14 protein-coding genes and 1 pseudogene are annotated in these 13,179 nt (G+C 34.8%); 9 read left to right on the forward strand and 6 right to left on the reverse strand.

What is annotated here, in order from left to right; genetic code table 11:
- Positions 1–68 precede the first annotated feature (68 nt).
- The 4 genes from AC27E9_RS12990 (at position 69) to AC27E9_RS13005 (ending at position 5,487) form a co-directional block, all read left to right on the forward strand.
- Positions 69–977, forward strand: a complete 909-nt coding sequence (locus tag AC27E9_RS12990) for a hypothetical protein (protein WP_487130833.1) — start codon at positions 69–71, stop codon at positions 975–977.
- A gap of 122 nt (positions 978–1,099) precedes the next feature.
- A complete protein-coding gene (locus AC27E9_RS12995; protein ID WP_487130835.1) occupies positions 1,100–2,071 on the forward strand; it encodes a hypothetical protein in 972 nt (323 codons plus the stop codon).
- A 694-nt stretch (positions 2,072–2,765) separates the two neighbouring features.
- Positions 2,766–3,473, forward strand: coding sequence for a hypothetical protein (locus AC27E9_RS13000; protein WP_487130837.1), 708 nt, complete (start codon positions 2,766–2,768; stop codon positions 3,471–3,473).
- 187 nt (positions 3,474–3,660) lie between these two features.
- On the forward strand, positions 3,661–5,487 hold the full coding sequence (locus AC27E9_RS13005; RefSeq protein ID WP_487130838.1) for a DUF885 domain-containing protein: 1,827 nt from the start codon (positions 3,661–3,663) through the stop codon (positions 5,485–5,487).
- 175 nt (positions 5,488–5,662) lie between these two features.
- Here AC27E9_RS13005 and AC27E9_RS13010 read toward each other — a convergent pair whose 3' ends face one another.
- Complete coding sequence (locus tag AC27E9_RS13010; protein ID WP_487130840.1) at positions 5,663–6,364, reverse strand: substrate-binding periplasmic protein; 702 nt, start codon at positions 6,362–6,364, stop codon at positions 5,663–5,665.
- A gap of 252 nt (positions 6,365–6,616) precedes the next feature.
- Between AC27E9_RS13010 and AC27E9_RS13015 the strand changes: the two genes are divergently transcribed.
- Positions 6,617–7,042 carry a hypothetical protein gene (locus tag AC27E9_RS13015; RefSeq protein WP_487130842.1) on the forward strand — a complete coding sequence of 142 codons (426 nt, stop codon included), beginning with the start codon at positions 6,617–6,619 and terminating at the stop codon, positions 7,040–7,042.
- A gap of 363 nt (positions 7,043–7,405) precedes the next feature.
- Positions 7,406–7,702 carry a S24/S26 family peptidase gene (locus tag AC27E9_RS13020; protein WP_487130844.1) on the forward strand — a complete coding sequence of 99 codons (297 nt, stop codon included), beginning with the start codon at positions 7,406–7,408 and terminating at the stop codon, positions 7,700–7,702.
- Positions 7,703–7,764: 62 nt separating this feature from the next.
- Here AC27E9_RS13020 and AC27E9_RS13025 read toward each other — a convergent pair whose 3' ends face one another.
- From AC27E9_RS13025 to AC27E9_RS13035, 3 genes and pseudogenes are all read right to left on the reverse strand, one after another.
- Positions 7,765–8,268 (reverse strand): hypothetical protein, encoded by a 504-nt coding sequence (locus tag AC27E9_RS13025; protein WP_487130846.1) that lies wholly within the window; start codon positions 8,266–8,268, stop codon positions 7,765–7,767.
- A 353-nt stretch (positions 8,269–8,621) separates the two neighbouring features.
- A complete protein-coding gene (locus AC27E9_RS13030; protein WP_487131310.1) occupies positions 8,622–9,170 on the reverse strand; it encodes a methyl-accepting chemotaxis protein in 549 nt (182 codons plus the stop codon).
- Positions 9,159–9,920, reverse strand: a pseudogene (locus AC27E9_RS13035) (PAS domain-containing protein); the annotation flags it as partial. The gene AC27E9_RS13030 and the pseudogene AC27E9_RS13035, both read right to left, overlap by 12 nt.
- A 232-nt stretch (positions 9,921–10,152) precedes the next feature.
- Here AC27E9_RS13035 and AC27E9_RS13040 point away from each other — a divergent pair.
- Positions 10,153–10,524, forward strand: a complete 372-nt coding sequence (locus tag AC27E9_RS13040) for a Rieske 2Fe-2S domain-containing protein (RefSeq protein ID WP_487130848.1) — start codon at positions 10,153–10,155, stop codon at positions 10,522–10,524.
- A gap of 27 nt (positions 10,525–10,551) precedes the next feature.
- Here the strand turns inward: AC27E9_RS13040 and AC27E9_RS13045 are convergent, their stop codons facing one another.
- Positions 10,552–11,145: a paraquat-inducible protein A gene (locus AC27E9_RS13045; RefSeq protein WP_487130850.1), complete on the reverse strand. Its 594-nt coding sequence runs from the start codon at positions 11,143–11,145 to the stop codon at positions 10,552–10,554.
- Positions 11,146–11,462: 317 nt separating this feature from the next.
- Between AC27E9_RS13045 and AC27E9_RS13050 the strand changes: the two genes are divergently transcribed.
- Positions 11,463–11,645, forward strand: coding sequence for a hypothetical protein (locus AC27E9_RS13050; RefSeq protein ID WP_487130852.1), 183 nt, complete (start codon positions 11,463–11,465; stop codon positions 11,643–11,645).
- A gap of 121 nt (positions 11,646–11,766) precedes the next feature.
- Complete coding sequence (locus AC27E9_RS13055) at positions 11,767–12,513, forward strand: DUF1835 domain-containing protein (protein WP_487130854.1); 747 nt, start codon at positions 11,767–11,769, stop codon at positions 12,511–12,513.
- A gap of 44 nt (positions 12,514–12,557) precedes the next feature.
- Here AC27E9_RS13055 and yfbR read toward each other — a convergent pair whose 3' ends face one another.
- A complete protein-coding gene (gene yfbR / locus AC27E9_RS13060; protein ID WP_487130856.1) occupies positions 12,558–13,166 on the reverse strand; it encodes a 5'-deoxynucleotidase in 609 nt (202 codons plus the stop codon).
- Positions 13,167–13,179: the final 13 nt, after the last annotated feature.

Genomic DNA, 13,179 nt, shown 5'->3' on the forward strand with positions numbered 1-13,179 from the left:
ACATTTTAGTTAACTACAATTTGCCCCTTAATAGGGCGTTATGACTCTATCCACATGGTCTCGTATATATGAAAAAATTGGTTATCACTTTAATTACCGGTATTATTCTTGGCTATTTAAGCAATGAATATATGTCTACTAAGCCCAAGTGGGACTCTGATGCTCTGCTCCTTGGAGAGCTTGATCGCCGCCTTGATAGTTTTTGCGTTAAAACAAACCCAAATGAAAAGCATCAGTACGAGCTAGCTGTACAAATTCTAGAGTCTAAAGCATCACGATCTTCTTGGCTCGATATTGGAGCCGTAAAATTTTTAGCTAATGGAATCTATCGAAAAACTGATGAGATAACGCAGCGAACTTGTGCTCCAGATAACATATACCAGAGAGCATCATTGGCGATGGAGTCTCGGGTTCTATTTCCTCCAAAAATTCAAGAGTACCACCTTAAACTTGCCTCAAAGATAAGTAATCCGTCTAATTATATTATTGAAACTGTTGCTAGAGTGGCATTTAGCCCTCAGATCCAATTAGATAATGGTAAAGATATGCGTCCTATTGCAAGAAGTATTCTTGCAAGTTTTGGTACTAAAGCAAAACAATATGGCGATATTTCTTTTAAAGAAATGTCAGCGAACGATCCTTTGGGTACAGGTGCTGCTCAGATAGCTGCGGCAACTAGGTACCCTAAAGCCCTATCAAGAATACAAGAACTCATGTATGAAATTTTAGAGACCAGTGAACCTATCAATAGAGAAGAGAGAATGCGCTTTTATGAACTAGCTTATGCATACTTAACCGATAAAGAAGCTGCTGAAAAATATACAAGACCTATATATGATTTTATGGCTAGAGATTTCGCAGCTTGGATTTTGCCACCTAAAGATATGTGTAGAGTTCTATTAAAAATACATGATATGGACACTTCTGTGATATCAACATTTGATTATTGTATAAATGGTAAATCAAAAGAGTCATAACAAGTCATTAAAGCAGGAGAATTTACAGTTGGCTGTTTTCACTGCGTTCAACATTTTAACCAACTATAAATTTCCTCTTAATGAGGCGTTAGAGTTTTTCCAAGTATCGGTGAATATTTCAAATGAAGTTCAATAAAAAAGCTCTAGTATTAGTATTGATATTTTTATTAATTCTTGTATCCAACAATGATTACTTTACAAATCCAAGAATTGTCTCTTCAGAATCAATAGAGTTGAAACTACAGGACGTAGATTCACCGGCTGATAGAATCCTTGATATAAGCTATTTATTTGCTGACGGATTTAATGATATTCATATTGAAAATGACAGATATCGAAGAATCGCTAGTGACGTTATTTATATTGAATTATCCACAAAAGAAAATAAACCTAGATATCTTGTTACTCAATCTTTAATTAAAGGGATTTGGGAACACCTTAAATTAAAGGCTGTATTTTCTAAAGTCAAAATAAGTGTTTTTGACAGGGATTCAGGAGAAAGCATTTTAAGCTGGGCAGTTCCCGCTACTGGTTGGTCTGGAGGTAAAACAAGTAAAAAACTTGCTAAACTGATGCAAATATCAAAAAAAGATGACATAAATAAAGTTATAAAAAGTACAAATTCAACTTCAGAATTAATAGTTAGCAAAGAACTTAGAGAGCTACGGTCAATTGAACTTGATGAATTATATAAAGAAAATACATGTAGTGATAAATTAAAGGTTACGTCAAATAAGCTAATAGATTCACATTCTACGTTAGTCGCATCAGAGTGGCGATTTAGACTTCCTCGAAACTTCAGAGAGATAACGTGTAATCAAAGTGGAATATTTATCAGCTCATCTTGGCAGCCAGAAGATTTATATCTTATTTGGTTAAATAATGATGGTACTTTTAAATTTTCAAGTTACGTAACAGCAAAACGTACTAAGCTTGGAGGTAGTTACTACCCATCAAAGTTACTGAGTGTGGAATTTAATGATGATAAATTACTCGCCCATAGAGTGTTTTTTAAGAATATAGATGGACAAAATCAGTGGGTAATAGATAAAGAAATTAAGTACACTATTCCTATAAAAAATAGTCTGCTGTAATTAAACTCTAACAAGTCGTTAAAGCAGGACAAAAAACAGTTTGCTGTTTTCGTTCTTCAACATTTTAGCAAACAATTATCAGCCTCTTAAATGGGCGTTAGGTATACATGCAAGATCTGGCATTTGAATATCTCGAGTGACGAGTATAAGTATATTTCTGAATGGTTTATCTTAACATCTGTCTTTGCATTGCTTGTCTTAGGTTAGGCAGGAGTAATTGTAAGCTCCAACTTAAAACCAGTGATATGGCACTTATTTTTATTTATTGGTGTAGGCTATTTATGCCACGGCGTCATTTATAAAAAAACTTTATTATTTAAATGCAAACTCTAATTGGTCTGAGTATTTATATGGTTTTGGACTGTTTTTTCTGCATTTTTCTTTTGATAGTCAAAGTTATAGTTGAATTAGTGTATATCTAACAAGGTCGTCAAGCGGAACTGCTAAAGCTTGGCTCAGTCCTTCTTCGCTACACAACTTTAGTAACGTTTTATCAACGCTTAATATGGAATACCTGTGTCTTTTAATTGATAACTAAATCAATAGGCTGTATTTGGTTTTTTGATATTGAGCATTGTTAGTGTTGTAGTCATTTATTTTCAACTTTTGAATATAAAACGATTTAAATCAACTTAAAATGCCAGTAGTTGCTTTATTATTTAGCAGGAATATAGAATAACTGGAAACCTATAAAATGATGACGGAAAAAGAAATTTTCAAAAATAAAGCTCTAAGTGCTACTTTATTATTAACGGCAACAATCGCTATTTTCTTTATTGCATCAGTTATTGAACAAGGGTTAATAGATTACGATTTGTCGTCTATGTATATATCATTTTGTTCAGGTTTTGTTTTATTTATCCCTTTAGTTAGTCTAGCGTTGCATCCATTACTATTTAAAAATGTTGAAGATAAACAGGACAAAAAGTCGGTTATTTTTGTCAATGTCGGCTTAGTCTTGATAGTACAGAGTTTGTTTTTTCTTATTTGGATCACAGATGCAATCGCCATTTACAGCATTTATGTTGATTCAAATTCCTTTCTAGCCAAAGCCTTTAATATTTCTAGCAATAATAGCGGCGAGTTTAGCCAAGAGTTTTATTGGGCAAATTTATTATTAGCTTGGCTCTTTGCCTATCTGTCAGTTGTGGTCGGAATTTTACCGTGTTTGATCGCACGTTTGAAAAATTTAGGGGTTGTTGGTAATTTTGTCTCAGCATTTCAGTATGCAAAAGAAAATAAATTATCGCTGGCGGTGTATACCTTCTGTTTAGCGTTCTCAGCCATAATGCCACTTATGTATATGCGTTATTTATTTCTTATTTTATTCCCACTAACCTTAATTTGGGTTTTTATTAATATTGCCAATGGTTATTTAAATCGTCACCCATTAAAGCCTTAGCTGTTAATGTAAGTGCATAGCTGTTCCTAGAGCTATTCGCACTCATATTACTATTTTACCTACTCTAAATGTATTAATTCCTTTTACTTGTTGTTATTAGTTTGTTAACGTCAATTTGATAATAACAATAGTACACAATTAAGCTAATGATTTTAATGACTTAATAAGTGTACCTGAAGAGGGGAATATGGTTAAAAAAATATTTAAGTGGTTAGGTATTGGTTTACTTATCATCACCGTTGTTGGTGGCAGTTTTGCTGCCTATGAGTGGAATGCTGACAAACCATTTAGGTTTCGGTCTTTTGTTGACCGAGAAGTCCTAAAAATGGCATTTGATAGCCCTGAAACATTAACTTCATTAGGTTTTTTAGAGTCTGTAGGCATTACTGGACATAATGCAGAACTAGACGATGCAAGCCTTGCAAAAGGCGATGAATTATTTGCTAAATTAAAAGTAGTGCATAAAACTATGCAATCATACGATGACAACAGCTTGAGTGAAGCTGATTTATTATCGAAAGAAATTGCAATGTATTTATTAAACTTCGCTAAAAAATCAGAACAATACCGTTATCATAATTATCCTGTTAATCAATTGTTTGGTATTCAGAATGGCTACCCGAGCTTTATGGAAGCTCAACATCAAATTAATAGTGCGGAGGATGTAGAAAACTACTTATCGCGCTTGATGTTGGTGCAGCGCAAATTTACGCAGGAATTAGAAGGTATAAAACTGCGAGAAGAAAAGGGAATTATTCCACCTGCGTTTGTTATTGATCGTGTTTTGGAGGAAATGACAACATTCGTTAATAAGCCAATTGAAGAGAATATTCTTTATAGTTCGTTAGTTAAAAAAATGTCCGAAAGCGACAGTATTTCTGAGCAGCAACAAGCTGATTTTCTGATGAACGCCAAAAGTAATATTAGTGAATATGTTCATCCTGCTTATCAAGCGTTAATTGATTACTTTACGAAGCTTAAAGCAAAAGCAACTGATGATGATGGCTTTTGGCGATTACCTGACGGCGAGCAAGCCTACGCGAGTGCACTGAAGTTTTTTACCACTACTGATTATAGTCCACAGTATATTCATGATGTAGGTTTAGCTGAAGTAGCGCGTATTCAGTCGGAAATTATGGCAATACTGGCAGCTGAAAATTACGATGTATCAAATGGCTTTACCAATGCTATTGATAGTTTGGCAGCGCAAGAAAGTTTTTATTACGAAGACAGTGATGAAGGCCGAGCGCAAATACTTAAAGATTATCAAATAATTTTAGATGAAATCGATGCTAATTTAGATTCTGCATTTAGAATTCGCCCAAAAGCCGGTATGGAAGTGGTTAGAATTCCAGAGTTTAAAGAGAAGACTGCTCCAGGGGCTTATTATCAACAGCCAGCGATCGATGGCAGCCGTCCAGGACGCTTTTTTGCGAACTTGTATGATATTAAAGCAACACCTAAATATTCAATGCGAACTCTCGCTTATCACGAAGGGATCCCGGGGCATCACTTTCAAATTGCTGTTGCCATGGAACTTGAAGGCTTACCTTTGTTTAGAATGTTTTCGCCGTTTACTGCTTATGTAGAAGGTTGGGCGTTATATAGTGAATATTTAGCTTGGGAAATGGGCTTCCAGGATGATCCATTTGATAATATAGGTCGTTTACAAGCTGAATTATTTAGGGCAGTACGTTTGGTGGTTGATACTGGCATTCATTACAAAAAATGGACGCGAGAACAAGCCATTGATTATATGAAAGCAAATACAGGAATGGCGCAATCTGACGTTGTTTCTGAAATTGAGCGCTACATTGTTATGCCAGGCCAAGCTACCTCATATAAGGTTGGTATGATGAAAATACTTGAACTGCGTGAGAAAGCAAAGTCTGCTTTAGGTGCTAAATTTGACCTGAGAGACTTTCACGATGTGGTACTTAAAAATGGTGCGGTACCGTTAGATATTCTTGAACGCTTTATTGATAGCTATATTGCAGATACACTAAGTAAATAATGCTATCAATTTTATTGATATTAGGGCCGTTTAGGCCCTTTTTTATAGCCAAAATCTGATAATGAATACGTTATAAACGTTTTTATGAGCGTGTAGTCAGATACCTAATCAACAGCTCTTTTGGGTTACTTGTGTTGGTTAATTACTTTTATAATCTAATAGCTTAGTTGATTGCTTAAAGGCAAGTTTTTAATTGTTGTTGGTATAGTTGATAAATCAGGTCTTCTTGATAAGTTTGCTGCACGGCTTTTTTCAGCGTAGGTAGCAAACTCTGAAATTGTGAGCTTTTCGAAATATGTAAGCCCCATTCTTTTTTACTAATATAAAGCGCATTTTGCAGTATGTTTTTACTCATATTCTGTTGTTGTAAGGCGTAGTCTATTCCAACTAAAGAACCAATAACTGCGTCAACCCGTTTATGTTTTAACATCCTAATTGCTTGTTGATAACTATCTACACTTACTTTATGCAACGACTTGTCGTTATCAAAGTCAGAGTTAAATTCTGCATTTCTGATCACCGCAATGTTTTTAAGGTTTTTCAAATCTGCATAACTTTTAACGCTAATATTGTTCTGACTAGCAACAACTATTTTCGAATAGGAAACGGGACCAATATAGTCAATATCATTACTAATAGAGCTGTTTTTAAAAATTAGAGCTAAATCTAATGTAGCACTTTTCAAGTTATGCAAAATTCTCGCATATGGGTAGGAGACTAGCTCCATTTCAATGCCGAGTTTTTTGGTCATTAGCTGTAATGCTAATGTACTTGCGCCTAGACATTGAGACTTTTCAGCGAATGAGTTAAACGGTGCAAACGAAGGCACACTGACGGTAATATTTTTATTAGCAGATAAAGCCGGGCAGTTTACCAATAGTAGTGAGCCAAGTGTAAGCGACAGTATGTATTTTTTTATATTGTAAACTTTCAAAAGTAGCTAGGCAGCAGTATGGTTCTTTCGCCATTATAATTGTTGGTTTTGTTAATTAACACTGTTTCTTTTATCTGCAGGTAGGGAGTAGCAGGCTTTTGTAATGTCAAATTATAATCAGGCAAAAATTATATTTGCAAACACAATTGATAATGATTATCATTTGCTTGTTGTTGGTATTTAATAGGAATGGCTATGCATTGGCAAGTTTTGATGGAGAAAGGGAATTACAGCTATGAAGCCGAACAGTGGACTAAGGCAGAACTTTATTACAAGTCGGCATTTAGCCAGTTAGAAGGGCGATGGTTTCATGATAAGGAATGCGAGTCATTATTAATGGCGTGGATATGTGCTTGCCAGAATTTAGCGACACTATTTGAAGCACAAGGCGAGTTTCAAAATTCAATAAGCTATTTAGTTAAAGCTTATCAGGAAGCTTATCGAACTAGCCAAAATGACGATGTAAGTTATTCATTACGTGGCCTTGCGTTTTCTGCCTTGGCCGATAGGTTAGAAGCCATTTTACATTTTGCTAAAAAATATCCAACCTGCGAGCACTGCTTACAGCAATTGGAGAATTTACAACAAACTATTGAGTGTCAGGTAGATGTTGTCCACTAGTTTTTAAATATAGGCTGGCCATAGGAGTGAGTAGCGTGAAGTTTATTATTTTGTTTTTATTAATCTTTTTTAGCTTTAGTAAACTCCCACATGAAGGGCATGACCATAGTCATCACTTGTCTTGGCTAGTAGATTTTATCAGCGCGCTGGTTGCTTTTTCTGCTTTAGCCAGCTTGATACTATTTGTGAAATATATCTTTGAATCTTTTAATAATCAGGGGCAAAAAAATGTTATATCGAATTATTAAAAAGCTAGACGCTGTGTTCAGTTTTACTTGTATATCGGCAAAGTGCCATGAAGCAACGCAAGATGAAAGTTCAACGTTAAACCGTTAAATAAACATTGGTAAATTAGGTGACATTATGTTCGGTTTTACATTCTTTAAAATAAAAGGTGACAGCATGTCGCCGAAAATTCCAAATGATAGTTACGTGCTGTCATGTAATTGGTTTACCAACTTGTTTCTTGCAGAAGGTAAGAAAATAGTTGTAGAACATCAACATTATGGACTTATTGTAAAAACAGTTGCTTTAGTTGACCATCACGGTTTTATTTGGGTGAAAGGGGAAAATTCCGGTAGTATTTCTGTAGAGCAGTTGGGGCCTATAAGTTCTAATCAAGTTGTTGGTCGGGTATTAAGTGTATTTGTTCGTCACTAGCTAAGTAGTACGTAAAACTATTTAGTGCGTAATTAATTAGTAAGTAGAAATAGAAACCTTACTTATTTTATTTCTTCGTTAGTTTTAAATGTTTGTTTGGCAACCTTTTGGCTTTCAATACTTTCTTTTATAAGTTCTTCACGCATTTTTTCTAATTGTTCCATAGCTTTTTGTTTCTCTTCAGGGCTCATGTTTTCATTTTTTGCAATCTCTTCCATCATAGCTTCGAGTTCTTCAAGTTGTTCACGGTCAACCCCTAGACGTTTGTCTAGAATTGATTGCATCATATTGCTAAACCTGTCGTCATTTTTTGAAGAAACTTCTGTATTGTTCGTTGAGTTTGTAGCAAGTAATGAGCGAGCTGTTGTTGGTTTAACATATGTTGGAGAATCTTGATGAAAGCCGTTACCTGTCATTTTTGCTATAGCTGCATCAGATAAAGTTAATGTATCCGCAGTGGAAGTAACCTTTTTATTATTTTTAGCTGTCGTATCAAAGTGAACTTGTTCAGCATTTTGAGCTTTCGCTAGCTTAAGTTGTTCTGCATAATTTGTATTGATCATCATAATGATAGTCCTTTTTCATTTAGAGTTTCATGTATTAATTTACCGAAATGCATTGTCTTTAAACTTAAACTGCATATAAATTATGAATAAGCATGCATTATGCCAAGTAAATTTTATTATGTTTATCTTCTTATAACTGTTGTGAGGAGTGCTATAAGCGTGATGCAAATTAAGAAAGATGCTGATTAATTAAGGTGGGAATTTATGAGTTATGGTAAACGGTAGGTTGTTGCCACATATTTGCAAAAAAAGCGGCAATGATTAGCCTGAATAATAATGACAATATATTATCTAATCATTTTACTCATGAAGCCTTAACATTAGACAATAAGGCTTCATGATATGTTGAAGTGCTATGCTTTTGATAAACCAGCAACAGTATTCGAAACGTTCGTTGCGCCTGATTGGATTTGTACCATAACCTCTGCAACTTCAGAAATTTGAACTTTACCTTTTTCAACAAAGCTTGAAACGGCATTCATACCATCTTGCACATTGGTTGTTACTTCTTGATTGTCAGACACTACCGTCGCTATCTCATTGGTTGATTGACTGGTTCTAGAGGCTAGTTGTCTAACTTCATCGGCAACTACGGCAAATCCTCTACCTTGTTCACCAGCTCTTGCTGCTTCGATTGCGGCATTTAAGGCCAGCAAATTTGTTTGGTCAGCAATACCTTTGATAGTTGATACTATGGCTTGAATATTATCTGACTGTTCGTTTAGCCTATTAATTTGCGTTGTGGTCTCGCTTGCTTTTTCTGATATTTCATTTGATATTTTAACCGAGGAGTTAAGTAAAATTGATGCCTGTTCGGTAATCTTAACCGTTTCTATAGAGGTATCATATGCTACAACAGATGCTTCATTAACAAGGGTTTCACGTTCAATGTTTTTAGTTATGTCGCTGGCAAATTTGATTACTTTTATTACGTTATTGTTTTCATCAAATATAGGGTTGTAAGTAGCTTCTAACCATAATTCATTACCGTGTTTATCTTTGCGAGGAAACTGACCACTTTTAAATTGCCCTTGTTGTAAATCTTGCCAAAATGTTGGATTTTGCTGATAAAACTGTTTTTCACAAAACATCCTGTGATGTTTCCCTTTAATACTGGCTAAGTCGTACTTTACCGCGTCGGTAAAGTTGCTGTTAGCTGAAATGATTTCACCATCGGGCGTAAATTCAATAATCGCTAATGAACGATTTAGAGCGTCGTAGATAGATTGCTGGGCAATAGCGGTAACTTTTTCAACTGTGACGTCGTTAGCTATTTTCATCACTTTTTTTACTTCACCACCTTCCATTATGGGAAAATAAGTCGCTTCCAACCATATAGTATCCCCTTGCTTATTCCTTCGCTCAAACGTTCCCTTTTTAGCTGCTCCCTTACGTAAAAATTGCCAAAATTCCTTGTATTCTGAAGACTTAGCAAAGCCTTCCGCGCACATCACAGCATGATGTTGGCCAATAACTTCGGTTTTGCTATAGCCGGCTATTGTGAGAAAAAGGTCGTTGGCATCCAAGATGGTACCATCAGGTGAAAATTCTATTGTTGCAACATTGTTCTTTATTGAGTTTATTATGGCAGTTGAATCTTTAAGCAGGCTTTGGTTTCGCTTTAATTCATCTTTTATTTTGTTATTGAACATAATTCACCTTGTATTGTTTACGTTGATAGTCGCTAAATATAACGACATGCAATTTATCCATTACTGATCTTGATAATAAATGCCTAGATCACAGGTAATAAAAAAGTCCTTTAAAGGCAGTATAGCGGGTATTTAAGAATTGTTTTTAAAACTCGAATAATTAATAGCTTATATTAGTTTTCTAGAGCTTTAGTGATATAATTTTTGTAAAAATAAAAGAGCAAATTTAGTAATGACGTTAATAAGTGATAAGGTGTTTTTTCCCGCTGGAGGAAATACAGATTCTGAAATAGAAATAACAAACATTTCATATACCGATAGAGCTGATGTGATATTTGGCCGTACAATTTTACCTTTGTCTACGCGTGAAGTTGACGTGGTTATTTATAGTCAGGTACTTAGTAATGGCGATATTGAATATCGAGCTATTTCCGCTAAATGCCCGCATCAAGGGGCTGATATTCGACATGACGAGCTAAAAAGTGATGGCAATGTATACTGTTCATTGCATAAACGACCCATTTGCGTTTTTAGTGAATACAATTACGCATTTTTAGTTGAAAAACGAGCACAGCAATTCTTTATTGTAAAGTCAGCAGGATAATACTGACTTTATTTCATTCGCTATAAATTAACTAGAAACACATGTTGAGTTTGGCTCAGTGTGATATGACATACTACTATGGCTAATAGCGGTTCCTAATAAAGACAATAAACAGTATCCGGTGAAATAATAAAACCCAGCGCCTAGCGCAGATAGTGTTTCACTACTAACAATTAAATCTAACTTAAAGCCAAACAATGCTAGTTGTTGCTGAGTTGCTGTTTCGGCGTGATTAGTAGATAAAACGGCGAGAAATATCGCGACTACAAAAACATCAGCCATCGACCATTTCCCAATTTGGCTGATAAAACGATAAATAGTTGCTTCTAATTGACTGTTTTTCTTTAAATAAGCAATGCTAAGTAAAGTGAATTTAATGACAGGGATACAAATTGAAAAAACAAATATAAGTAGGGCAACAAGTATTCTTTCGTCTTGCCACAATTCTTGAACGGTTTGTAACAGCGATAAATTCTTATCAATTAAAGTATTACTAAGTTGTGCGCCGCTAACATTTGCTGTCATTGCCATATTTAATGAAAACATTGGCAATAAAACACCCGGAATAAATAGTATGATGGCGACGAAATTAAATAAAAAGCCTATATGTTTTCTGATCATTTTTCTGAAGTGTCCTAGATAATCTATTAATGTATTGCTTGAGTTTTTGTTAGTGTAGCGGGCAAAGGTTAATTGATATAGATTAAATAAAAAACTACTGATGTTAAACTTTTTGTTTTTTGCCAGTTTTATTATAATTTTGCTTTGCAAAATGCAAATATACAATATCACATGATTTACATCTTACCTGTTTTTATATTTTTATTGTCATAAAATCAATGGTTTGTCACTTTATTCTTATTTTGGTTTATCCTTTGCAGTTAGTTAAAGTAAGCACGGAAATATGCTTGTTGTTCTTATTTGATGAGGAAAAGATTATGGCTACTATTAATGATTTTAAAAATACCAAAGAATTAGCGCAATACCATGAAAGCCTGCGTGCGAATTGTCGAGGTGACAATCAGCAGTTAGTTGACACGTTAAGTTATGCGCTGCAAAGCTCTACAAAAAGCGATCAACAAAAAGATGCTTCATTTGGCTTTGTGCTAGGTTACAACTAAATAGCAATTGTAAGCATCAATTCAGTACTATCAGTTATGATGAAGGCCAATATATGCACTTGCATATATTGGCTAAATTACATTTAATAGTTTCATAAAACTATTTTAAGTTAGGTAGCCCGTGAAAGCAGTTCATATTCTTAATGGTGATTCATTAAAATTTCAGGTGCAAAATTTTCTAAAAGAAGAGCTTATTGTCGCGCGGGAATGTTTAATTGATGGCAACATTCAGGGTGGAAGCTTGAATGAGTTTTATAACAATAGAGCAAATTATATTGCCGGTTATAATGGCTTTAGCTGTGATGATTACTACCAAAAAACAGTACCTGAGTTTAATAAAATAAATAGTCTAAGTGCAGGTAGTGAAGTAACTTGTTGGTTTGAAGATGATTTATTTTGCCAAGCAAACTTTTGGTTTGTGATCTATCTGTTATCAAGGCAAACACATATGGCAAAAATATTTTTAGTGCGTCCTAATAAAGGCAATGAATATAGCTTTGGCCACATGACTGAGCGTGAATTGACTCACGCTTATTCAAAGCGACAATTAATAAAGTCTTCGGACATTATGTTGTTGGCACAACTGTGGCCGCTATATCAACTAAACGATTGTGAAGCTATGCTTGTGATTGCAGCACGCGTTAAAGAAACTTTTCCATTTTTAATTCCGGCAATTTCCGCTCAACAAAAACGTACACCTGATGCATCAGGATTAGGTTATCCAGAACGCGTATTGTTGGCGATAATTGATGAATTAAATAGTGAGGAGTTCTCTACTATTTTTCGAGAATTCTCAAAGCGTATGGCGATATATAGTTATGGTGATATGCAAGTAAAGCGTATGTTAGATCAATTAATTGTGAAGTAGTTAAATTAAACGTTATGCTCAGGTTATTATCGTTTCAACTGCACTCACTCTTTTGCTATATCCTCACTGAGCTTATCAACAGTTGAAGAGCAGGCTTTTAAGAATATTTGCATAAAATAGCCAACCTCTGGCATTTGTTTCTTAAGCGTTGTTAGCTTTAGTTCTAAACGCTCTTTTACATGGTCAAATTCATGATTTTGATGATTTAACTCATCTAAGGCTTTAATGTAGGCTACTAAAATATCTGCCGCTTTAACGATTTGTTTATATTCTTCTTCAACATGGTCTTGTACTATGATGTCTTCAAAAAGTTCTTGAAACTCTTCAGGTAATGATGCTAAACATTGTTTTTCCGCTAAATATTCTATTTTTTTGAATTCTCTAGCTATTTCAGCATTTGCATATTTAGTTGGACTAACAATATCACCAAAGCGGGTTTCACTTGCCTCATGGTAAAGTGCCACCGTTGCGACTTTATCAGCGTTGATATTACCATCAAACTTCTTATTTTTAATAACAGCTAAAAGGTGCGCAACAATTGCCACTTGGTGTGAATGCTCAGCAACATTTTCAGGCTTTACACAAAACATTAGCGCCCAACGTTTTATCAGTGGCATTCTAAACATCCAAGCTAGGAAGGTACTTTCCGTCATGTTGTCCTCTTTT

The organism is Colwellia meonggei, from assembly GCF_057537295.1.

Excerpts from the sequence above, each read along its gene's own strand:
- AC27E9_RS12990 (WP_487130833.1), top strand. The coding sequence starts at position 69 with ATGAAAAAATTGGTTATCACTTTAATTACCGGTATTATTCTTGGCTAT.
- AC27E9_RS12995 (WP_487130835.1), top strand. The coding sequence starts at position 1,100 with ATGAAGTTCAATAAAAAAGCTCTAGTATTAGTATTGATATTTTTATTA.
- AC27E9_RS13000 (WP_487130837.1), top strand. The coding sequence starts at position 2,766 with ATGATGACGGAAAAAGAAATTTTCAAAAATAAAGCTCTAAGTGCTACT.
- AC27E9_RS13005 (WP_487130838.1), top strand. The coding sequence starts at position 3,661 with ATGGTTAAAAAAATATTTAAGTGGTTAGGTATTGGTTTACTTATCATC.
- AC27E9_RS13015 (WP_487130842.1), top strand. The coding sequence starts at position 6,617 with ATGCATTGGCAAGTTTTGATGGAGAAAGGGAATTACAGCTATGAAGCC.
- AC27E9_RS13020 (WP_487130844.1), top strand. The coding sequence starts at position 7,406 with ATGTTCGGTTTTACATTCTTTAAAATAAAAGGTGACAGCATGTCGCCG.
- AC27E9_RS13025 (WP_487130846.1), bottom strand. The coding sequence starts at position 8,268 with ATGATGATCAATACAAATTATGCAGAACAACTTAAGCTAGCGAAAGCT.
- AC27E9_RS13040 (WP_487130848.1), top strand. The coding sequence starts at position 10,153 with ATGACGTTAATAAGTGATAAGGTGTTTTTTCCCGCTGGAGGAAATACA.
- AC27E9_RS13045 (WP_487130850.1), bottom strand. The coding sequence starts at position 11,145 with ATGATCAGAAAACATATAGGCTTTTTATTTAATTTCGTCGCCATCATA.
- AC27E9_RS13050 (WP_487130852.1), top strand. The coding sequence starts at position 11,463 with ATGGCTACTATTAATGATTTTAAAAATACCAAAGAATTAGCGCAATAC.
- yfbR (WP_487130856.1), bottom strand. The coding sequence starts at position 13,166 with ATGACGGAAAGTACCTTCCTAGCTTGGATGTTTAGAATGCCACTGATA.